The 20,346-nt window shown below is 49.6% G+C and carries 25 protein-coding genes and 2 pseudogenes; 22 read left to right on the forward strand and 5 right to left on the reverse strand.

Annotated elements, in window-relative coordinates; genetic code table 11:
- Positions 1–21: 21 nt before the first annotated feature.
- From gss to flgA, 5 genes are all read right to left on the reverse strand, one after another.
- Positions 22–1,902 carry a bifunctional glutathionylspermidine amidase/synthase gene (gene gss / locus KHX94_RS15985; protein WP_213681376.1) on the reverse strand — a complete coding sequence of 627 codons (1,881 nt, stop codon included), beginning with the start codon at positions 1,900–1,902 and terminating at the stop codon, positions 22–24.
- Between the two features lie 105 nt (positions 1,903–2,007).
- Positions 2,008–2,148 carry a hypothetical protein gene (locus KHX94_RS15990; RefSeq protein WP_213681377.1) on the reverse strand — a complete coding sequence of 47 codons (141 nt, stop codon included), beginning with the start codon at positions 2,146–2,148 and terminating at the stop codon, positions 2,008–2,010.
- On the reverse strand, positions 2,148–2,438 hold the full coding sequence (flgN, locus tag KHX94_RS15995; RefSeq protein ID WP_213681378.1) for a flagellar export chaperone FlgN: 291 nt from the start codon (positions 2,436–2,438) through the stop codon (positions 2,148–2,150). Before flgN ends, KHX94_RS15990 begins: the two co-directional genes overlap by 1 nt.
- Positions 2,435–2,725, reverse strand: coding sequence for a flagellar biosynthesis anti-sigma factor FlgM (flgM, locus tag KHX94_RS16000; protein ID WP_213681379.1), 291 nt, complete (start codon positions 2,723–2,725; stop codon positions 2,435–2,437). Before flgM ends, flgN begins: the two co-directional genes overlap by 4 nt.
- 60 nt (positions 2,726–2,785) lie before the next feature.
- Positions 2,786–3,502, reverse strand: a complete 717-nt coding sequence (flgA, locus tag KHX94_RS16005) for a flagellar basal body P-ring formation chaperone FlgA (RefSeq protein ID WP_213681380.1) — start codon at positions 3,500–3,502, stop codon at positions 2,786–2,788.
- A 166-nt stretch (positions 3,503–3,668) separates the two neighbouring features.
- On the opposite strand from flgA, the gene flgB reads away from it, so the two are divergent.
- The 22 genes and pseudogenes from flgB (at position 3,669) to motA (ending at position 20,344) form a co-directional block, all read left to right on the forward strand.
- A complete protein-coding gene (gene flgB, locus KHX94_RS16010; RefSeq protein ID WP_213683486.1) occupies positions 3,669–3,998 on the forward strand; it encodes a flagellar basal body rod protein FlgB in 330 nt (109 codons plus the stop codon).
- 2 nt (positions 3,999–4,000) lie between these two features.
- Positions 4,001–4,423: a flagellar basal body rod protein FlgC gene (gene flgC / locus KHX94_RS16015; protein WP_213681381.1), complete on the forward strand. Its 423-nt coding sequence runs from the start codon at positions 4,001–4,003 to the stop codon at positions 4,421–4,423.
- Positions 4,424–4,435: 12 nt separating this feature from the next.
- Positions 4,436–5,098 carry a flagellar hook assembly protein FlgD gene (locus KHX94_RS16020; RefSeq protein WP_213681382.1) on the forward strand — a complete coding sequence of 221 codons (663 nt, stop codon included), beginning with the start codon at positions 4,436–4,438 and terminating at the stop codon, positions 5,096–5,098.
- Between the two features lie 18 nt (positions 5,099–5,116).
- A complete protein-coding gene (locus tag KHX94_RS16025) occupies positions 5,117–6,478 on the forward strand; it encodes a flagellar hook-basal body complex protein (protein ID WP_213681383.1) in 1,362 nt (453 codons plus the stop codon).
- Between the two features lie 15 nt (positions 6,479–6,493).
- The gene (locus KHX94_RS16030) at positions 6,494–7,228 is read left to right on the forward strand and encodes a flagellar basal body rod protein FlgF (RefSeq protein ID WP_213681384.1); all 735 of its coding nucleotides are present in this window, start codon (positions 6,494–6,496) and stop codon (positions 7,226–7,228) included.
- 25 nt (positions 7,229–7,253) lie between these two features.
- Positions 7,254–8,038: pseudogene (flgG, locus tag KHX94_RS16035) on the forward strand (flagellar basal-body rod protein FlgG).
- Between the two features lie 5 nt (positions 8,039–8,043).
- Positions 8,044–8,709 carry a flagellar basal body L-ring protein FlgH gene (locus KHX94_RS16040; RefSeq protein ID WP_244859198.1) on the forward strand — a complete coding sequence of 222 codons (666 nt, stop codon included), beginning with the start codon at positions 8,044–8,046 and terminating at the stop codon, positions 8,707–8,709.
- A 12-nt stretch (positions 8,710–8,721) separates the two neighbouring features.
- A pseudogene (locus tag KHX94_RS16045) lies at positions 8,722–9,824 on the forward strand (flagellar basal body P-ring protein FlgI).
- Positions 9,825–9,861: 37 nt separating this feature from the next.
- Entirely contained in the window at positions 9,862–10,266 is a 405-nt protein-coding gene (locus KHX94_RS16050) for a rod-binding protein (RefSeq protein WP_213681386.1), read from the forward strand.
- Between the two features lie 4 nt (positions 10,267–10,270).
- Positions 10,271–11,608: a flagellar hook-associated protein FlgK gene (gene flgK / locus KHX94_RS16055; protein ID WP_213681387.1), complete on the forward strand. Its 1,338-nt coding sequence runs from the start codon at positions 10,271–10,273 to the stop codon at positions 11,606–11,608.
- Positions 11,609–11,617: 9 nt separating this feature from the next.
- On the forward strand, positions 11,618–12,430 hold the full coding sequence (gene flgL / locus KHX94_RS16060; RefSeq protein WP_244859199.1) for a flagellar hook-associated protein FlgL: 813 nt from the start codon (positions 11,618–11,620) through the stop codon (positions 12,428–12,430).
- A gap of 95 nt (positions 12,431–12,525) precedes the next feature.
- The gene (locus tag KHX94_RS16065; RefSeq protein ID WP_213681388.1) at positions 12,526–13,260 is read left to right on the forward strand and encodes a hypothetical protein; all 735 of its coding nucleotides are present in this window, start codon (positions 12,526–12,528) and stop codon (positions 13,258–13,260) included.
- On the forward strand, positions 13,179–13,562 hold the full coding sequence (locus KHX94_RS16070; protein ID WP_213681389.1) for a hypothetical protein: 384 nt from the start codon (positions 13,179–13,181) through the stop codon (positions 13,560–13,562). Before KHX94_RS16065 ends, KHX94_RS16070 begins: the two co-directional genes overlap by 82 nt.
- A gap of 210 nt (positions 13,563–13,772) precedes the next feature.
- The gene (locus tag KHX94_RS16075) at positions 13,773–14,612 is read left to right on the forward strand and encodes a flagellin N-terminal helical domain-containing protein (protein WP_213681390.1); all 840 of its coding nucleotides are present in this window, start codon (positions 13,773–13,775) and stop codon (positions 14,610–14,612) included.
- Between the two features lie 69 nt (positions 14,613–14,681).
- Entirely contained in the window at positions 14,682–15,815 is a 1,134-nt protein-coding gene (gene fliD / locus KHX94_RS16080) for a flagellar filament capping protein FliD (RefSeq protein WP_213681391.1), read from the forward strand.
- An 8-nt stretch (positions 15,816–15,823) separates the two neighbouring features.
- The gene (locus KHX94_RS16085; RefSeq protein ID WP_213681392.1) at positions 15,824–15,982 is read left to right on the forward strand and encodes a hypothetical protein; all 159 of its coding nucleotides are present in this window, start codon (positions 15,824–15,826) and stop codon (positions 15,980–15,982) included.
- 17 nt (positions 15,983–15,999) lie between these two features.
- Positions 16,000–16,386 (forward strand): flagellar export chaperone FliS, encoded by a 387-nt coding sequence (gene fliS / locus KHX94_RS16090; RefSeq protein WP_244859200.1) that lies wholly within the window; start codon positions 16,000–16,002, stop codon positions 16,384–16,386.
- A gap of 205 nt (positions 16,387–16,591) precedes the next feature.
- Positions 16,592–16,915: a hypothetical protein gene (locus tag KHX94_RS16095; RefSeq protein WP_213681393.1), complete on the forward strand. Its 324-nt coding sequence runs from the start codon at positions 16,592–16,594 to the stop codon at positions 16,913–16,915.
- On the forward strand, positions 16,909–18,267 hold the full coding sequence (locus KHX94_RS16100) for a flagellar hook-length control protein FliK (RefSeq protein ID WP_213681394.1): 1,359 nt from the start codon (positions 16,909–16,911) through the stop codon (positions 18,265–18,267). Before KHX94_RS16095 ends, KHX94_RS16100 begins: the two co-directional genes overlap by 7 nt.
- 264 nt (positions 18,268–18,531) lie before the next feature.
- A complete protein-coding gene (locus KHX94_RS16105) occupies positions 18,532–18,741 on the forward strand; it encodes a flagellar basal body-associated FliL family protein (RefSeq protein WP_213681395.1) in 210 nt (69 codons plus the stop codon).
- A gap of 12 nt (positions 18,742–18,753) precedes the next feature.
- Positions 18,754–19,467 (forward strand): FliA/WhiG family RNA polymerase sigma factor, encoded by a 714-nt coding sequence (locus KHX94_RS16110; protein ID WP_213681396.1) that lies wholly within the window; start codon positions 18,754–18,756, stop codon positions 19,465–19,467.
- 19 nt (positions 19,468–19,486) lie between these two features.
- Entirely contained in the window at positions 19,487–20,344 is an 858-nt protein-coding gene (gene motA / locus KHX94_RS16115; protein WP_213681397.1) for a flagellar motor stator protein MotA, read from the forward strand.
- The last annotated feature ends 2 nt before the right edge of the window (positions 20,345–20,346 follow it).

Genomic DNA, 20,346 nt, shown 5'->3' on the forward strand with positions numbered 1-20,346 from the left:
TTTTATCACTCTTGCTGTTTGTTATAACTGCTCATCGGGTACTATCCGTAGCGGCAATAGGGGACTGTCGGTGGTGATGATCAGCGAATCGTCAACCCGTACACAGCTGCCACCATAACTACCGGCTACGGCAAAGGTACAAACCTGTACCCGATAACCCTCCACCTTCGGCAGTCGCCACAACTCCTGATAAATCTGTTGCTGGTGGGCAAACCGACCATCAGTCTGTCCCAGTTGCTGCTCATGTTTGTCCACTAAACTGATGTTATCGCCACAGCGACCGGCAATGGGTTTTATCACATAGCCGTGCTGTTTAAGGGCGTCCGTCAGCTCAAAAGCACTGTCCAGCAGATAACGATGTTGTGGAAACAAACTCCATAATATGGGCAGAATCGCTTTGTTGCTGGGGATCAGTGTCCAAAGTGGTTCAAATACCTGGACCGTGGGGCGTAGCAGCACATCCACTAAGCGCACCGGCGTATTGGGTGACCCCGTACGGATAGGCGGGGCGCGATCATCGTCTTCACATTCGGCACGGATCTGCTCCAGCGCAGTTTCCCATGCCCAGGTTTTCCAGACACAGTTGATGGCTTCACCGTCTTCATCGACAACTTCGCCAGCATCGTTCCAGTGCAGACGTTGCAGTCCGCGGACTATTTTGCTGTTGATCCCGGCCTCGGTCATGGCCCGTTGCATGAACAGTGCGTGATAATTTTCCTCTTTATCGTCATCCTGCAAAATATGCACAGTGCCACAGGCATCACAGTGACGCCAGGCTTCCACTAAGGCCGGCAAAAGGTCGGCTGCGGCATCGGTGCCATCCACATCACCTGCCTGTTTGGCCCATAATCTTTGGATGAGCCCGGCTTCAGTATGGCAGGAGGCTGAGTCAGCATTGTATTCGTAGACCTTGAGCCCCTTGTGGGTAATGCAGAAGTCGAAACGGCCGTTGATCATCTGGTGCCGGCGGGTTTGCCAAGAGCGTTTTAAGCGGGGCCACAACACCTTGGGAATATTGAAGTTTGCCAAGAGATCATCGTTTCGTAATACCTGCTCTGTGGCATGCAGATACATCAGGTGCAACTCATTCGTGGCGCGAATAAGTTCCCGCTCAGCGGTTTCTGACATGCGGAAATAACGATATTGTTCGCTCACTTTGTCAGTAAGAAAATGCCCACCCATGGCATGCACAAATGCCAATTGCAGCGGATCGCTTTCATCTAACCAGGGGCCTTTGAACTGGCCTTTGTCGGTGACGTTACGGCTATTTAAGTCGAACAGTTGCGGATCGGTCCAGTGCGCTGATTCAGCGTAAGTCGTGTCATCGGTCTGGATCATCCAGCCAAGGATCTTGGTGTCACAGAAACCTTCGATGATGCGATAGCCACCATCAGCCGACTGTTCGAGTTGTAATTCTCGGCACCATTGCTGCCCGGCCGGCAGTTTGCAATGTTCCAGATTCTGCTCTGCAATACGTACCTTGCCCGCTAGCACTTCGGTAATCACCGCCACATGACCGGTTACATCAAATTCGCCACCCGCCGCCCATATAAGCAGGGCACCTGCTTCCGGTATTTTCTGGCTACCATTGGTAAATGCCTGTAGTGGTAACAGGGCGTCGTCCTCAACCCGGCGCAGGTGTCTGAGTGCAAAAATGTCGTAGGCCATCGGCACATCGGTAAATACCAACCCGCGGTTGAGATATAGCCAGCGCCGGGCAAACTCTACGCATTGCCATTTATGCCCCATGTATTCGTTACCTATGTAACTTCGGTAGGCCGCATGATCGCGAAACTGCACCGGATCGGCGCTGTGATAATCGCTGGAGTAGATGGCTACCCCACCTGGGGCATGTCCGAGCACTGTTCCAAACGGTTCAGCCGGAAACTGTAACTTATGCAAACCGGTATTCCTTTGACCTAATTGTCTGATGGCAGCAGCATAGCGCTGTTACAAAAGCGGGGAAATAGTCGCGGGTAAATGTTTGTGGCGCTGACGGTAAAACCGTCAGGCGCGAAAATCAGGGTAGGCTTGTTGATCTTGTAACCCAAAGAAACGGGTCATAAAGCGGCGCTGGGTCGCTAGCAGTTTACCTGCACGCTCATTCATCATGTTGCAGGTCTGGGTCTTCAGATTCAGTTCTTGCATCAACTCCCCCACTTTTTCGCGGGTGGGGAAGGCAACTTTTCCTGGAGTAACTTTAACCCCTCGTGGTTGGCGGGGAGCCCCAGTTGTTGCAGAAACTGCTCTCGTTCAAGGTTCGACTGGCGCAAATTCTGCAGCAGCTCGATGATCTGATTATTGAGCCAGCTCAGTTCGGTTGCTCGGCGATTACTGAGCAATTCGTACTGATTATCAAGATGGCCGATAAGCTGATTTAGCTGCGCCACATCTTGCTTCATGCTTTCAAAGAATGTTTTGAGATTGTTGATACTCATAAACGATGCATATCCATGATGGCATTAACCAATGCTTCTTCGTCCAGCGGCAGTTGGCCTTTTTCAATCGCACTGCGCATTGCCATCACCTTGTCCATATCGACTTCGTCCTGTTCAGACAAACCGGCATAAACATCACCCGCCGAACGGCTAAGAGCGCTTAACTGTGCGTTATTTACCTCGGTTTTGGCCGTATCACCGCTTCCCGGCAGTGGTTGTTTACCTGTGCTAGGGGTGTCTGCTTTCAGGTTGTCCAGTGGGATAATCCCCTGATTGCTAATTTTCATACGGTTAATCTCCTGTGGGTCTATAAGAAGCCAGGCGACCATTGGAATGAAAAACTTAAATTATTTTGTAGTAAAGTCAATTTTTACTAAACCCTGCTGCTGTGCCACCCCCTGTAGCACTTTCCCGGAACTGTTGTTCTGTACTTTTATGCGCTCACCTTGGCGGGCATCCTCCAGCGCTGTGCCCTGGGTGACGGCCGAAAAAGTATTGATGGTGATACGTAGGGTTACCAGGTCGCCACGACTGATAATATAGGGATTTTCCAGCAAAAATGGCGATATCACATCCCCACGGTTCAGGCGGCGTCGGGTGACTTTACCGATGGCATCATTCACATGAAACAGCGGCGTTCGGTTTAAGCTTCCCAGCTCCTGAGTGCGTAAAGTTAATATTGATTTATTCAGTTTGGTGTCACGTCCTACCGCTTTGGCGGCAACCACTACTTTTGTCCAGAACTTAACTTCAGCCGTGGCTCTGCCAGTCCAGGTCACAGGCGCTAGACATTCTATCCGATAACTCAGTCGTCCCAATGGCGGCTCAGTGGGTTGTGGGCGCTCAAAACGCCAACGGGTGCAGGGTTGCTGTTCGGCATTCCCAGCAAAATGCAGTTCAATCTGTTGTTTCTGGCCGCTAACACCCAGTTGTTTAGCGTATTGCGCGAGTTCTTTTGCTACTTGTTGCTGTAGTGCGGCGGCTAGTGTACTAGCGGCTTGAGTTGGCAGGGCCAGTAACAGAGGAAATAGGAGCCAGAGTCGCTTCCGCAGCGGAAAAAACACTTCCCTCTGCTGCGTAATTTTTTCAAAAATTAATTTTATCATATTGATATTTAAAGAACTTTATTTATGGCACAAAGTTTGTCTTATAAAGGGCAAGATCCATACCTGAACAGGCTTCAACACAGTGGGACCATTTGATAAAGCATTCGGTGTGCACCCCTACTCAATGCAACTGCGTTTAGAGCGGGCTGAAATTATTGCGGGCAACCTCGCCAATGTCGATACCCCAGGGTTTAAAGCTAGGGATATTGATTACAACAGTGTGATGCAGGATGTGCAACAGCAGGTACAACTCACATCGGGCAGCCACGTGGATATGACCACTGAACACCCGCTGATGTATCGCATCCCTTATCAGCCGTCAGCGGATGGCAACAGTGTTGAGCTGAATGTTGAACAGGCGAATTTTGCCAAGAACACCATGGATTTTCAGACCAGCATGACCTTCCTCAACATGAAGATTAACGGGCTGTACAGCGCCATTAAAGGGAAATAGTAATGTCTTTTAACAATATCTATGACATCAGTGGCAGTGCGATGAATGCGCAGGTGATGCGCCTGGATACCATAGCGTCCAACTTGGCAAACGCCGACACCGCCGCGCCCAGCGCCGATACTGCTTATCATGCGCTCAAACCGGTGTTTTCAGCACTGTACCAGGCCGGAAATGGTGAGGACAGCAGCAATGTGGCGGCTAGTGTCCGCATGTTGGGGGTGGTTTCGTCTGATCGCCCCGCCGAACAGCGTTATGAACCGAACAATCCTTTGGCAAATCAAGATGGCTATGTTTTTTACTCCAATGTGAATTCTTTGGAGGAGATGGCCGACATGATGTCAGCTTCCCGTAGTTACCAGACCTCGGTCGAAGTGATGGGAAAGGTGACCAGTATGCAGCAAAGCATTTTAAAACTCGGTCAGTGATGAGGAACCGCAATGAGTGTTGATAGCGTAAATTCCGCAGCATCGACTGCCAATAGCAGCAGTAGTAATCCGGTGATTGCGAGCAATGGTGAAGATCTTTCCAACATGTTTCTTAACCTGTTGGTGGCACAGATAAGTCATCAGAATCCGTTAAATCCACAGGATGGTACTCAGTTTGTTAGCCAGTTGGCCCAGTTCAGTAGCTTAGAGTCGCTGCAAAGCATTAAGCAAAACACCGCGGCTAATCAGACTTCACTGAATACATTGCAGGTGCTGGAAGCCACCAAATTGGTTGGGACGGATGTCAATGTGCAGAGCAGTTCTCAAGTGCTGGAACAGCCTGGGAATATTAAAGGACAGGTGAATCTGCCAACGGCGGTGGACTCTGTTACCGCCCAGCTCTATAACGCCGATGGCGAACTTATTGAGCAGCAGCAATTGCCCTACAGTGGGCAGGGAACCCTGGATTTCCAATTTGATGATCAAGATGCGGGTGTGTACACCGTCAAGGTTTATGCCAAGTCCAATGGCCTTACCGCTAACCTGCAACCTTGGCTAAGTGGCCAGGTCGAGCGGGTATCCGTGGGGCAATCTGCGGATGATATTTTGTTGCAGGTAAATGGCTTAGGTAATTTTAATCTGTCTGATATCAATCAGTTAGTCACTCAGAGTTAACCATTAAGGAAGCGAGTTATGTCGATGTTTCAAATTGGCCTGAGTGGCCTGAAAAGCACTCAGACCGCGCTGGAAGTTACCAGTAACAATATTTCCAACTCGTCAACGTCAGGCTTTAAGACGGGGAGCACCGAGTTTGCCGCGGTATATAACGGCGGTCAGCGTGGTGGGGTAAAAGTCGCGGATATCAAAGAAGATTTTACCAAGCCGGGTGATTTGGTCAGAACCGATAAAGATCTGGATATGGCCATTACCGGAAAAGGCTTCTTCGTTATTGCGGCGAACGGCCGTGAGGCCTACACCCAAGCGGGGCAGTTCGGTCTAAATGATCAGCTCTACATCACCAATAGCAATGGTGCCAAACTGCAAGGCTATGGTGTGGACGATGCCGCTGAACCAAACATTGTGCCTGGGGTTCTCACCGATCTTAAGATTGAAGGCAGCAATATTCCGGCACAATCATCTGATTTGCTGAATTTTTCTGGTAATTTCAGCTCCGCCAGTGATGTTATTCCTTACCCAGCGGCGCCAGACAGCTTTGACCCCACCAATGGCTCTGCTTATAACTTTTCACAGTCTACTGAACTGTACGACTCGCTCGGTAACAGCCACGTACTGACTCAGTATTACAACCATACCGGTGCTAACCAATGGCAGACCATGTACTTTGTGGATGGTCAACCATTAACCGCGGCGCAACTGGGGTTACCTGGCAGTGCAACTGTTGGCTCTCAAGATGTGAGCGTGGATGGGGCTAATGTTTCGGCAGGTGTGGTGACCATGACATTTGATACCGATGGTCAGATGTTGCCACTCGATGGCACTTTTACTCCCGGCGCAGTTGCCGACAGTAATAGCACCGACCCTTACAATATGCGGCGCGTGCAACTGACGTTTAGTCCGCTGGATGCCGATGGTAATCCTAACGGTGCCGGGGATGTCAGCCTGACTATCGACATGAAACAAAGCACCCAGTTTGGTAGTGGTTTTGCCATGTACACCAATGATGCCAACGGTTATACCTCAGGTGAATTCAACGGTGTAACAGTGGATGATGATGGCAAGCTGTACGCCACTTTCACCAATGGCGAATCTAAATTGCAAGGGCAATTGGTACTGGCTACTTTCGCTAACGTGGACGGCTTGGAACAAGGTGACAATACCGTGTGGTATGGCACTTCTGAGTCTGGTAGCCCGCTGTATACCACGGCTGATAACGGAACGGTTGGACAACTGCTGTCTGGGCAGTACATGGCGTCAAACGTCAATATCAGCGATCAATTGGTCGACTTGATCTCGTTCCAACAAAACTATCAGGCCAACGCGAAAACCATCAGCACTGCGAGCGACATGATGCAGGTGCTGTTTAATGCGGTCTAGAGGAGTTCACCCTAGATGGAACGCTTGATCTATACCGCCGTTTCTGGGGCGGAACTGAATAACAAAGCCTTGCAGGTGGTGGCAAACAACCTAGCGAATGTCAACACTGCTGGCTTCCGGGCCGACCTGGAACAGGCGCAGTCGATGATGGTGGGCGGCGATGGTTTTCGTACTCGTTATCAGGCACAACTGACGCCAGTGGTGACCAGCTTGGCTCAAGGGCCGGTGATGGACACTGGGCGTAAGCTGGATGTGGCCTTGAGTGAGTCCGGTTATCTGGCCGTGCAGGATGCCGGTGGTAATGAAGCCTATACCCGCGCGGGTAATCTGCAGGTGGATGGTGACGGCTTTTTGCGGGTAAATGGCCTGCAGGTGTTGGGGGAGGGTGGTGGCCCCATCCAGTTACCGCAATTTGGCGATATTGATATCAGCCCCGATGGCACCATCAACCTCACTCCCGTTGGCGGTGGTTTGATTGCTCAAGAGGCGCAGATCAAGCTGGTCAGCGCTAATGGCAATCTGGTGAAAGGCAGCGATGGATTGCTGCGCGACAGCAATGGCCAGCAACTCAATCGGGATGAGGCCGTGACCTTGGTGAGCGGCAAACTGGAAGGTTCTAACGTCAATGCGGTGGAACAGATGGTCAAAACCATGAACATCAGCCGCCAGTTTGAGATGAATGTCAAAATGATGAAGGTTGCTGAAGAGCTGTCTAGCTCTGGTGATCGATTAATTCGTGGCGAAGCATAAGCGATAGCAAAAGGAGTTTTACCGCATGAACTCAGCACTGTGGGTCAGCAAAACGGGTCTGGAAGCTCAAGATCTGCGTATGACCACTATTTCCAACAACTTGGCAAACGTCAGTACTGTTGGCTTTAAAAAGACCGGGCGATGTTTCAGGATCTGTTTTATCAGGTGCAGCGTCAGCCGGGAACCCAGGCCGATGCGCTGAATGAAATTCCGGCCGGATTGCAGTTGGGAACCGGTGTCCGCGTGAATGGGACACAGAAACAGTTTACCGAAGGCCCCTCTGAAACCACTGATAATCCACTGGATATCGCTATCACTGGACAAGGTTTTTTCCAGATAGACAGCCCGGACGGCGAAACCCTGTATACCCGTAATGGCCAGTTCCAGTTGAACTCGGATTCCGTGATGGTGAACAGTGACGGTTTGCCACTGTCACAGAACATTACCGTGCCAGCAAATACCACTAAGGTAACCATAGGTAAAGATGGCACTGTGACCGCCGTGGTAGCTGGTGACAATCAACCTCAAGAACTTGGGCAAATCCTTACCGTAAACTTTGTTAATCCAGCCGGCTTGGAAGCGCTGGGTGGCAATCTGTACCGCGCTACTGCGGCCTCTGGTGAAGCGACCGAAGGGGTGCCTGGCGAAGATGCTTTGGGGCAACTACAGCAATATACGGTAGAAGGTTCCAACGTTAAGGTGGTGGATGAAATGGTCGATATGATCGCCGTGCAACGGGCCTATGAAATGAATGCCAAAGTGGTCTCTGCCGCCGATGAAATGCTGCGTTTTGTCAACCAGAGTATGTGATGCCTATGCGTTTTTTACTTCTGTTTATCACGTTATTGCTGGGCGCTTGCAGTAGCACTCCGCCCGACAATGATCCGCAGAGCAATGCCGCCAATAACGATGATAATGCGCGGGATAATGGACAACTGGTCAACCATCAGGAAGGCGGGTTATACAGTGACTATTACATGTTTACCCTGTTCTCTGATAAACGTGCCTATTCTGTTGGTGACATATTAACTGTGGTACTGGCTGAGCGCACCATGTCCAGCAAGAGTGCCGACTCTTCGTTAGGGAAAGACAGCAGTTGGGATGTGGGCGTGCCTTTAGTGGGAACGCTCAATACCAACGATATGGCGTTGCAGACCAACTCTTCCACCAGTTTTTCTGGGCAGAGCAGTGCCAATCAGCAGAATTCGCTGAGCGGCTATATCTCTGTGAGAGTAACGGAAGTCTTATCTAATGGAGCTCTGCGCATCAAAGGTCGCAAGCAGATCCGACTGAATCAAGGGGATGAATATCTGGAACTCTCTGGGGTAGTACGCCCAGAGGATATTGATGTTACTAACCAGATATCATCACAGCGGATTGCCGAGGCCTCCATCAGTTATGAAGGCAGTGGCACGCTGGCAGATGCATCCGAACCGGGTTGGCTAACTAAGCTGTTTACCCGTTATCTCAATCCGTTTTAAGGCAAAGATGTCATGGCAAGAAAACTTCTCTTGAGCCTGCTGCTGACGCTGTTATCTCCCAGCCTGTTTGCTGCCAGTCGAGCACTACTGGACTTGGTGGATGTGCAGGGGTGCGTGACAATCAATTGGTGGGATACGGCTTGGTGGTCGGCCTGGCGGGCTCTGGTGATAAATCGCAGATTAAGTTTGCTGGGCAGTCCTTGAATAACATGCTGAAGCAGTTTGGCGTCAAGATGGACGACAGTAACTTACCGCGCACCAAAAACATCGCGGCGGTGATTGTGCAGGCAACCTTGCCACCAGACAGCAGCCCTGGGCAGCTGATCGATGTTACCGTAAATTCCTTAGGTGACGCCAAAAGCCTATTAGGGGGCAGCTTGGTGATGACGCCGCTGCGTGGTATTGATGGCAAGGTTTACGCCTTGGCACAGGGGAATCTGGTGGTCGGCGGGGTTAATGCTTCTGGCAATACCGGATCATCGGTTACCGTCAACGTGCCCACTGCGGGGATCATTCCCAATGGCGCAACGGTTGAACGTGCCATTCTTGGCCGCAGCCGGGATTCCGGTGAAGTGGTGCTAAATCTGAAAGACCCCAACTACAAAACCGCCCGTAATATTGTCACGGCGATCAATAAGGAGTTTGGGCCAGGCGTTGCACAAGCCGAAAACTGGGGCAAACTGAAGCTAAGTGCGCCGCGCGATCCCAATAATTTCAACACCTTTATGTCGATGTTGCAGGATATCCGAGTGGAACTGGGCAGTCAGCGACCTAAAGTCATTTTCAACAGCCGTACTGGCACTGTGGTCATCAACGATATGGTGCGGGTACGCAAGGCCGCCGTTACTCACGGCAGTTTGACCATTACCATTAGCGAGCGGCAAGGGGCTATTCAGCCGGCACCGTTTTCTAACGGCACAACGGTGCCGGTCAATGCCAGTGATGTCAATGTTGACCAGCAACGGCACAATATGATGCTGTTCCCTGAGGGGACTTCGCTGGAGACTATCGTCCAGGCCGTGAATGCCTTGGGAGCCACCCCAGCCGAATTGATGTCAATTCTGATGGGGCTCGATAAAGCCGGGGCACTGGAAGCCGATCTGGTGGTGATTTAGTAGGAATAGTGATGATGAGTAGCCCAATTTCCCCGCCTTGAATCAGTCTCTGGCCATTGATCCGGCGCAGGTGAATCAGATTTATAGCAATCTTTCTGAAGCCGATGGTTTGCAGCAAGCCTCTGAGCAGTTCGAGGCGATATTTCTGCAGTTGGTTTTGAAAAACATGAACAGTGCCACGGCCGCGATCAGCGGTGATGATGGCATGTTTGCCAGCCGTGAACAGCGGATGTATCAGGATATCTACAATGCCCAGATTTCTCAGTCCTTGGCCGCCTCAGGCCAAATAGGATTAGCGGAAAAAATGGTGGCGCAGATAGGTGGGCAACTGCACTCCTTGGAAAATAAATTTAAGGAACCAGAAAAAACGGTCGCTCCTACATTAGAAGGAAACGCGTTTTCTCAGCCTTTGAACGCCAGTGGAATCAACTCGGGGAGTTAGTGAGATGTCAGGACTGCTGTCCAATGCCTTATCCGGACTAAACGCCGCCAATACAGCGCTGTCTGTCAGTGGTCACAATGTTGCCAATTTGGCGACTGAAGGGTATAGCCGTCAGGCTGTCCAATTTGCCACGGCCCAGGGTAACCTGAATGGGGTAAAAGTCAGCAATGTCGATCGGGTAGTGAATAGTTTTTATAACGATGACATCTGGCGCACCAGTTCTGATCTGGCTTATTACAATGGTTTGCAGAGTTATCTCGGGTATGCCGAAGAACTGATGGGAACCAGCTCGCTTAATTTTAATGATGCCATCAGTCAGTTAACCGGTGCACTGAACTCCGCACTGGCAGCGCCCGAATCGCGGGCCTATCGGCAAGAGGTGTTGTCCAGTGCCGATGCCTTAGTTAATAAGATGTCGCAGATCAATGGCGCTTTGACCGATCAGCGCGAGAAGCTCAGCAAAGAGATGACGCAGACCGCTTCCAGTATCGGTTATACGCTGCGCAAACTGGCCGATTATAATGACCGCGTTGCGATCGCCGTGGCCAAAGGCGAACCTACCGCAGAGTTAGAGGATAACCGTGAATTACTGGTTACCCAGCTGTCATCTTACATTGGCATAGCCACTACCAGCCGTGATGATGGCACGTTAGATATTGCTACTATGAGTGGGGCACCGTTATTGATCGGTACTCAAGCGGCCGAGTTAGCGGTAAACGGTACTGAGGTCTCACTGACATTAGGCAAGCAGGTATTTCGTCTGACCGACAATATTGGCGGTAAGATGGGCGGTTTGATCTCCGCCGATACAGATGTATTGCAGCCTACCGTTGCCAGCCTCAATAGCATGCTGAGCCAACTGAGTGATGATGTAAATGGTGTTTTAGCACAGGGGTTTGATCTAAATGGTAACCCTGGGGCGCCACTGTTTAGCTACGATGCCAACGATCCCCTAGGCACATTTGCCGTCAGTGACAGCATCAATATTGATTCGCTGGCATTTATTGGGGGTAAAGACGATGGTGGTGGCAACTGGGTGCCCGCTGGTGGTGTAGGTGATAACAGTAATATTGCGAATCTGATTGACGTGTTTGACAACCAATCAGCCGACTACTCACTGCTCATTGGCCGTTTGGCTTCAAAGAGTAATGAAAATCAAAGTAGTGTAAAAACTGCACAGGCACTCAATGATAATGCCTTGCAGACCCGAGATAATCTCAGTGGTGTCAATAAGGATGAAGAAGCATCCAACATCCTTTTCTACCAGCAGATGTATCAGGCCAATGCCAAAGTGATTTCTGTGGCTGATGAAACCTTTAAAACCCTGTTGGCCATGTTCTAAGGAAGCGCGATGAGAGTCAGTTCACATCTATATCAGCAAAATATCATTCGTACTATCAACCAGGGCACCGCTGACTATAACCGTTTATCAGTACAACTGTTCAATAATCAGCGGATAACCAAGCCCTCGGATGATCCACTTGGCTCAGTAATGTTACTGACGCTGGATAGCGAACTGAGTTCCATCAAACAGTATCAGTCCAACATGAACGATGTGGAATACACCTTAGGCCAGCAGGAAACCCAGCTCTCCAGCGCGGTGAATATCCTAAATAGCTTGCAGGAAATGACCACTACCGCGGCCGATGGTTCCATGGGCGAGACAGAAATTACCGCGCTAGGGCAGCAGATGGGGGTGTTATTCCCGGCCATCGTTGATTTGCTTAATACCACAGATGGCGATGGTCGCTATTATTTTTCCGGCAGTCTGACCAATGTGATGCCATTTCAGAAAGATCTCTCGGGGCAATATCAGTATCAGGGGGATAGCAATATTCGGCAGGTGGCGGTTTCCTCTGACTCCAAGGTTATCAGTAATGTGGTCGGTAGTGATATTGATCCGGGTGCCAGCTTTCTCAACCAGATGCAGGATTATCTGACGCTGTTGAACACAGATCCGGGCAATGCCACTATTGGCGATGAATCCAGAAACATGATGGATGGCATTAACAGCTTTTTGCAGGGTGTTACGGATCAGTTGACGAAAATTGGGGCCACACGTGCCTCCCTGAGTCGATCAAACAGGGCAATGATGATATTGCCGTATATACCCAAGGGCTCAGGGATGACATCAGTCAGGTCGACTATGCACAAACTTATGTGAAGTTGAACGAGACTGTGGCTTCCTATGAATCAACGCTGAAGGTATACAACCGTGTCAGCCAATTGTCTTTGTTTTCGATGCTCTGATAACACGCCATGTTAGTCACCAATACTTCCGCTATCAGTGATACCCAGCGACTTCAAGAAAACCGGGTAACATCGGCTGCCGTTAATGATGCTGGTCAACAAACAACAACTGACAATAAAGCGGCTACGGTAACCGCTGAAAAAGGCAGTCAGCATCAAGTCTTGTCGCGGTGGGTCGCGTTGGCTACCGTAACCAAATCGATGGGTAACAGTGAGCAGTCGGCCCGCACCTTGAAGCAACTGTCATATCAGTTGCGAGCCCTCAGCAGCAGAATTAATCAACAGGCCCCTAATAAGGGATCTAAGGGAGCGGTTCAATCCCAAGTCGCCAGCGCGGTCAGCCAGATGAAGGCACTACTACAACAAGGTGGTGTCAATGGTAAATTGCGTAGCAGTGACCCCGCCGTTCAGTCTGTTACCCGTGAACTGACTAACAAGGTCGATTTGTTGTCCGCTAAAGCCCTAGATGAGCAGGTCAGTATTGTCATGGGCCGCAGTGGTAAAGCGGTATCGTTTTCGTTACCAGCTTATGCTAATAAGTCGGCTAATCTCTCGACTCTGCAACAAGCCTTTGCTGGACAGGATATTTCTGTGGGCGTTTCAGAGCGGGATACACTGTTGTTTAGCGCGTCAAAAGAGGCTTCTTCGGCCTTGAAGGAACCTTGGCTAATGATGGGCAAGGGGTACGGATCGCGGCCGGTAATCCGGTATCGGTCAGTCTCAATGAAGAACCCCATGCCTTAGATAAGTTGCAGCAGCTAGCGCAAACTCAAAATACTGCGAATGAGGCATATCAGCAGCAGATAGCTCAGCTGCAAAGATCCATCCGTGCTTCACTACAAAATATTGAAAACCAACGGCAACAGATATTACAGCGATTACAGCAGATCCAGCGCTCGCCTGCTGGCGAAACTGAGTTGCAGGAACTGACACAACAGGTGCAGCAGATCCTTAATCAGCCAGATCAAAATGCAGTATCCATTCTGGTATCTCAGGCCAATATCACCCGTAATCTGGTGTCATTCAGTTTATCTTCTGGCCGTTAAGTTTGTGCAGAAGGCAGTGGTCAATCAATCCTCTTCCTGAACGACCAACTGTCTTCTGCTTTTCGTTCTCTAGCGCTGCCAACTGTTTTAGTTTTCTGTTTGTTTTCTAATGATTTTTAAAATTTAAAAAAATACCTAAAAATAAATTTCAGTTCTGTCGCGAGCGGGTCGCTTATTTCTAGAGAACATCGATTCTAAAGGAGAACAGTGATGTCATTATCTATTCAATCTAATGCAGCTTCCCTTTCCATCCAGAACCAGCTGAACCGTACCAACAGCGCCTTGAGTACAGCGCTGGAACGTTTGGGCAGCGGCTATCGTATCAACTCCGCTAAAGATGATGCCGCTGGTCTGCAGATTGCTAACCGTTTGAATGCCCAGGCTACTGGTCAGAAAGCCGCTATCTACAACGCCAACAATGCTCAGTCTATGATGCAGACTGCCGAAGGCGCGTTTGATGAAATGACTAACATTGCTGACCGTATGAAAGAGCTGGCAACTCAGGCTGCCAACGGTACTAACAGCTCCGCTGAGTACACTGCAATGAACAGTGAATATTCGGCATTGAGTTCAGAATTAACTAGTATTATGGATAACACATCTTTTGGTGCTGACACTAAGTTATTGACCGGTGGTAAGTTTGCAAGTGCTGTAAAATTCCAAGTTGGTGCTTCTACTGCTGAAACACTTTCTGTTGATATTTCTGGTCAGTTGACCGCTATAACAGGTGCAATTGGTACTAACCTTACAGGATTAGCTAATCAGGGTGATTCCTCAACCTCTATGGGTGAGATTGACACTCTGATTAATGCTATTGGGGCTGCTCGTTCTGCACTGGGTGCTAACATGAACCGCTTGGATCACACTGTTAACAACGTGACCAACATGAAGCAGAACACTGAAGCTGCTGCATCTAACCTGATGGATGCTGACTATGCTGCAGAAACTTCTGCCATGACTAAGCAACAGTTGCTGATGAACTCTGGTGTATCTGTACTGAGCGTATCTAACAGTACTACCAGCATGATCGCTTCTCTGCTGCGCGGTTAATCAATACCACGGAGCGGCACACTAGTGACTAATGTGCCGCTCTGATGTTTTTATTCAGGACGGAAAAAGATGGCAACTTCTACAAGCTCGGCAACCAGTTTGGATCCAGCCTACTTGGCTCAACAATACACCGCCATTGACCGGGCTGCTAAAGACACCCTGTTACAGAATCAATACAACAGTTACAACACCTCATTAAAAGCGTTCCAATCACTGCAGTCATCATTAACTGATTTTGTCAGTCATTTGAAAGACTTTAGTGCTGATGGCCTATTGGCCAGTTCCGCTAAAGTTTCTAGCAGCAATACCATGAACGTCACGGTTGATGGTTCTGCGGCACCCGGTTCTTACCAGATTTTTGTACAGCAGGTGGCACAAGCCCATCAGCTGGCGATGAGTTTTGATCCAGCACAAGTGCTGCCCACCAATGGCGACCTTGGTATTACCGTCGGTAGCGATGAATTTGTGGTGGACTTATCGACATTACCTGCAACTGCGACGCTGTCAGATGTGGCATCCGCGATTAATAACAGTGCCGATAACACAGGCGTTAATGCCACCGTAATGCAAAGTGGCAGTGAAACCTTCTTGCTGCTGACCAGCGATAAAACTGGCGCAGCTAATCAGATCTCTTTGAATTTTAATGCTGGCACCGATCCTAACGGCGCTGTTTTTGCCACGGCTATTTCTGGGGCACAACAGTTGACCGCGGCGCAAGACGCCATTGTGCAGGTGGGTTCCAGCTCAGCGATTACTATCACTTCTGCGACTAATACCTTAGATAACGTGATTGACGGGGTGAAAATTGACTTGCTGCAGGCTCAGGCTAGCGGTGATACCCCAGTAAAAATTGACGTTGCTAAAGACTCAGAAAAAACGCAGGAAAATCTACAAGACATTGTGGACGAGTATAACAACTTGATGTCAAAACTCACCGATGACGGCATTAAGAATGATAGTATGTCCAAAAATATACAACGGCTGATGCGCAGTAGTTTTCAAGGTACCTTTGACAGTAAGACCTTGTATTCTATCGGCTTAGAATTTGACCGTAACGGTAAGCTGGCGATCAATAGTGACCGTCTCGATAAAGCGTTGAATACTGATTCTCAGCAAGTGGCTAAGATGCTGACGGGTGACAACGGTTTAGTCAGCAAGCTGCAAACATCGCTAGCGCCTTATTCTGACCGTTTTGGTTTTTGAAGACCAAAGTGGATAATCTGCAATCCAGCCTGAATGCTGTCTCCAAAAAACAGGATGATTTTGATACTAAGATGCAACTGGTGTATCAGCGTTATTTGAATCAGTTTACCCAGATGCAGATTACCATTTCACAGCTTGAATCCAGTATGTCTTCATTCTCAAGTTAATTTGCTTTCCGGAGGTAATGATGTTGGATATGGGATATGCGGCGTATCAGCAGACCGCAGTAGAAGGGAAAGCCGCTGGCGCCGATGTGCATAAACTAGTGTTGATGTTATTTGATGGTTTCCTGGATGAGCTAGAACGTGCGGTGGGACATATCAATGCCAAGAAATTTGACCGCAAAGCCCAAAGTGTGGAACGACTGTTACGGATCCTTGGCGGCCTTGAGGCTTCACTAGATCGTGAACATGGTGGTGAATTAGCCGAAAACATGGCACAGCTTTATCAGCATTGTGGTCAGTCACTGGTGCAGGCTAGCTTTCGTAACGACATCAGCTATCTCGATTCAGTTAAAACGGTGATGACCAATCTGCAGCAAGGCTGGAAAGGATTGGGGTCGCTCAATTAACTCTTTGCGCGGTAATAAGCCACCGGTTAGCGGTGGCTTTTTTATGAGCCGGGTGATTTCCTCGTACTTCCTATTGCGGAAAATATCTTTCCGTATGCCATATGCGAAGCATTAAAAATCATTGAAAATCATAATGATAAAGTTGGCGTGATATTTGTATTGCCAAGCTAAGAATTCAAACTAGCTCAAAAGACGGAGAGATTAAGTGCCGCGCGCAGAGGAAGCCAGACAGTTGCGACAGCAGATATCAACACTGTTAAAAGAGATGGAACTTGCCGTTGCTAATCGGCAGTGGCAGCGCATTCGTGCACTTGATAAACGTATGGTCCAGTTAATCAACGAATGCAATAAACCCGAGTATCAAGGTCTGCAGGCACAGTTGCAGCCTATTATCGCCAGACAGTATCGACAACTGCTGGGAAAGATTGATGCTGCCAAGAATGAACTGGAATCTAAGATGCAACGCCATGTTTCCGACAAAGAGGGACTGGAAGCCTATCAGGCTTCTATGGATGGTCGTTTATGGTGATGGCAATGCCAGTGATGTTGGCGGGCAACAGCACCGCTGACATGAGCGTCAGTAAAAATCTGGTGGCAGGCATAACGGCTGATGGAGATACGGCCGAGCAGCAGGGCGGAAGTTTTGTGCTACCCGAAATCACCTCGCCTGCGCCGACTAACTCAGATGCCCCAAGCGAGCCGATGCTGTTGCAAGCGCTTACCTTTGATGAGCAACAAAACAACTTGCCAAGCAGTATGGCGGGCAGTTTGTTGCTATTGCCGCAAGCGTCTTCTCAAACGGATGAATCCACCGCAAATGCTGCTGAATTGGCAGCGCAAGCGCAGTCGGTGTTACCGCCAAGCTTGACGGCAGTCGCGCCAGAGCAGACAACCGCGGATGCGGCTAGCATTACCACAGATAGCGCTCCCGTCCTTGATGCCGATAAGGATCAGCCCACCACAGATTCCGCAGCTGAACAGCCACAAAACCCTTTATTTGATAATCGGCTGGGCAGCGCTGCCATGTGGCCACAGCACCTTGCCCCCATAGTGACACCACAAGCCACAACAACGGCAACCACTGTGGCTGCAACAGTTGCCGTTCCTGCAGTCACGCTCGGCAGTGATAGCGCGAATACCACCCCATCGGCCGCTTTGCAAACACCGACATTAGCACCTGCGGTTACGGCGTCTATGGCTAATTCGACAGTACCGTTCACCATGCAAACCATGAGTAGCAATGGCACTGAACCAAACAGCAACGCCAGCGTAACCGATGCCCGAGCGAAATCTTTTGCCGGATTAATGCAGGCAATGACCAGTGCGGCAATATCGTCCTCTGGACAGGCTCGCAGCGTTACTGATGCGTCGGTTGTGAGTGGCGGCGTTAACGGAGTAATGCCTACCACCTCAATGCTAAATACGGGTGGCAATGACGTTGCCAGTGCCAGTGTCCTTGAGCTGCGTGCATCAACATCCGCCGCAGTAGGCCAGCAGTTAGTTAACCTGCTCAGCGATAAAGTGCAGTTGCAATATGACAGCAAAATTCACAATGCCCAGATCCGCCTCGACCCACCAAGGCTCGGCAGTATTGATATCCGGATCAGTGTCGATGGCGACCGGACGATAGTTCATATCAATGCCAGTCATGCCACCGTAAAAGATGCCGTGTTACAGACCGCTGAACAACTCAGAGCCTCGCTGGCTCACAAGCTGGGCGGGGAAGTCTTGGTACAGACGGGCGAGCGCCATTCACAACAGGGACAACAGTCGCCACAACCCGGTTGGCAGGAAGAGATTATGGTCAACCATTTACAGCTAACGGAAGACGAAACTCAGCCTGTATCTATGGTGAGCGACTGGTTGAATAGAAAAGCGTAATTTTATGTTTTTAGGAGATAAATAGATGAAGGTAGTGTTGGGCGTTATTCTCGCGGTGGTGTTGTTGGCGGCAGGTGTTGGTGCTGGCATCTACTATACCCAAAGCGCTAAAAGTGCCTCATCGTCAGATGCAGAGAAAACCTCTGCTGCAGCAAATCCCATACTGTTTTATCCCATGAAGCGCTTTGTCGCCAGTGTTAGTGATGAGAACTATTCACGATATTTGGTATTGGAGCTGAGCCTGTCCACGCATGACCAAGCTTTTTGGCACAACTGGAACAACAGTCTCCAGTACTGCGCAATGTGCTGGTGCAGTACTTTGCTAATTACTCACGGGAACAGGCTAAACAAGCCTTTGAAAATGTGGGTAAAGTTCAGCAATCCTTGCTACAGAAATTTAATGAAGCGCTGAAGCTTCAGAAGATCGACAGCAAGCTAGAACAGGTGCTGATCACTAACGTTTATTTGCAGTAAGTAAAGGTCATTATGTCTGCACTTCGAGATTGGCAAAACGCTGGAGAGCCGTTAGATGCGGTGCCAGTGCCTCGTGAAAACGAGGCCTTGCAGCGTTATGCCTATCTGGTGCGGCGAGTGGTGGCGCATATGCGCACCCAAATCGGCGTGGTTGCCGATCGGGATGATTTGCAGCAGATAGGCTTGATGGCATTGCTGAAAGCGATTCGCCGTTATGGCCGCGATCAGGACGACCAATTTGAGTCCTACGCCTTCAAATATATTCGGGGCGCCATGCTCGATGAATTCCGGCGGCTTGACTGGCGTTCGCGGCAATCGCGGCAAGAGGCGCATCGTTTCCGGGATGGCGTAAGGCAATTACGCAGCCAACTGGGGCGGGAACCGAAAGAACCTGAAATATGTGCGGCGTTGGATATCTCCACCAAGCAACTGATGGAGTTTCATTATCTGGAGCAGGCTGAAATCGTCGAGAGCTTTGAGCTGTTGCTGGAGCAACAAGGCCCGATGGCGTCAGAAAACCGGGATATCGCGCGGTTAGAGCAGCGGCGACTCTTGGCCCAGGCGATGCGGTTATTACCGGCACGCAATAAGTTACTACTGCAGTTGTATTACACCCATGAACTGAACATGAAAGAGATAGCTTTGACTCTGGGACTAACGGAATCCCGCGTATGCCAGTTGCATAAGCAGTCATTGCAATTGTTAACGGAAAAATTAACAGGCTAGAGCTAAGGGCAAGAGAGCTATGCAGAAATTTGTCGGATTGGTCATTGTATTAGGCACGGTTGTCGGTGGCTTTATGTTTGCCGGCGGCAATGTGGCATCTTTATGGCAGCCCGCTGAAATGATCATTATTTTTGGTGCGGCCATCGGCGCTCTGGTGGTGGGTAACTCCAAGCATGTATTGAAGGAAATGCTGGCACAGCTCAAGTACCAATTTAAAGCGCCCAAGGATCAAAGCAAGCTGTATCAGGATCTGTTGATGTTGATGTATGCCTTATTAGATCTGGCCAGAACTCGCGGCTTGAAGGATTTGGATGAACATGTTGAAAATCCTGAAACCAGCTCCATTTTCTTGGCCTATCCATCAGTGAATGAATACCCCAATCTCGTCACCTTTATCTGCGATAACCTGCGTTTGTTTAGCATGGGGAAAATTTCTGCTCATGACTTTGACAATATGTTGGATCAAGAGATTGCCTATTTGGAAGAGCAGAAACTAAAACCTTCGCAGTCGTTAGCCTCGGTTGCTGAAGCCATGCCTGGGTTCGGGATTTTGGCAGCGGTTGGGGGGATCATCATTACCATGCAACATCTGGATGGGCCAATGGGCAATATTGGTTTGCACGTTGCTGCCGCACTGGTGGGGACTTTCCTGGGGATCTTTGGCTGTTATTGCCTGATGGGACCACTGGCCTCATCAATGGAACAATACGTGAAAAAGAGAATCGCCATTTTTGAATGTGTTCGCGCTATGTTGGTTGCCCATGCCAAGGGGCATGTTGCTATCGTCGCTACCGATGCCGGACGCAAGTTAATCAATGAGGAAGTCAAACCCACATTCAATATGATGGAAGAATGGATTAACAACAGGGCGGCCTAAGC

It is taken from the genome of Shewanella dokdonensis (genome assembly GCF_018394335.1).
GTDB lineage: Bacteria > Pseudomonadota > Gammaproteobacteria > Enterobacterales > Shewanellaceae > Shewanella > Shewanella dokdonensis.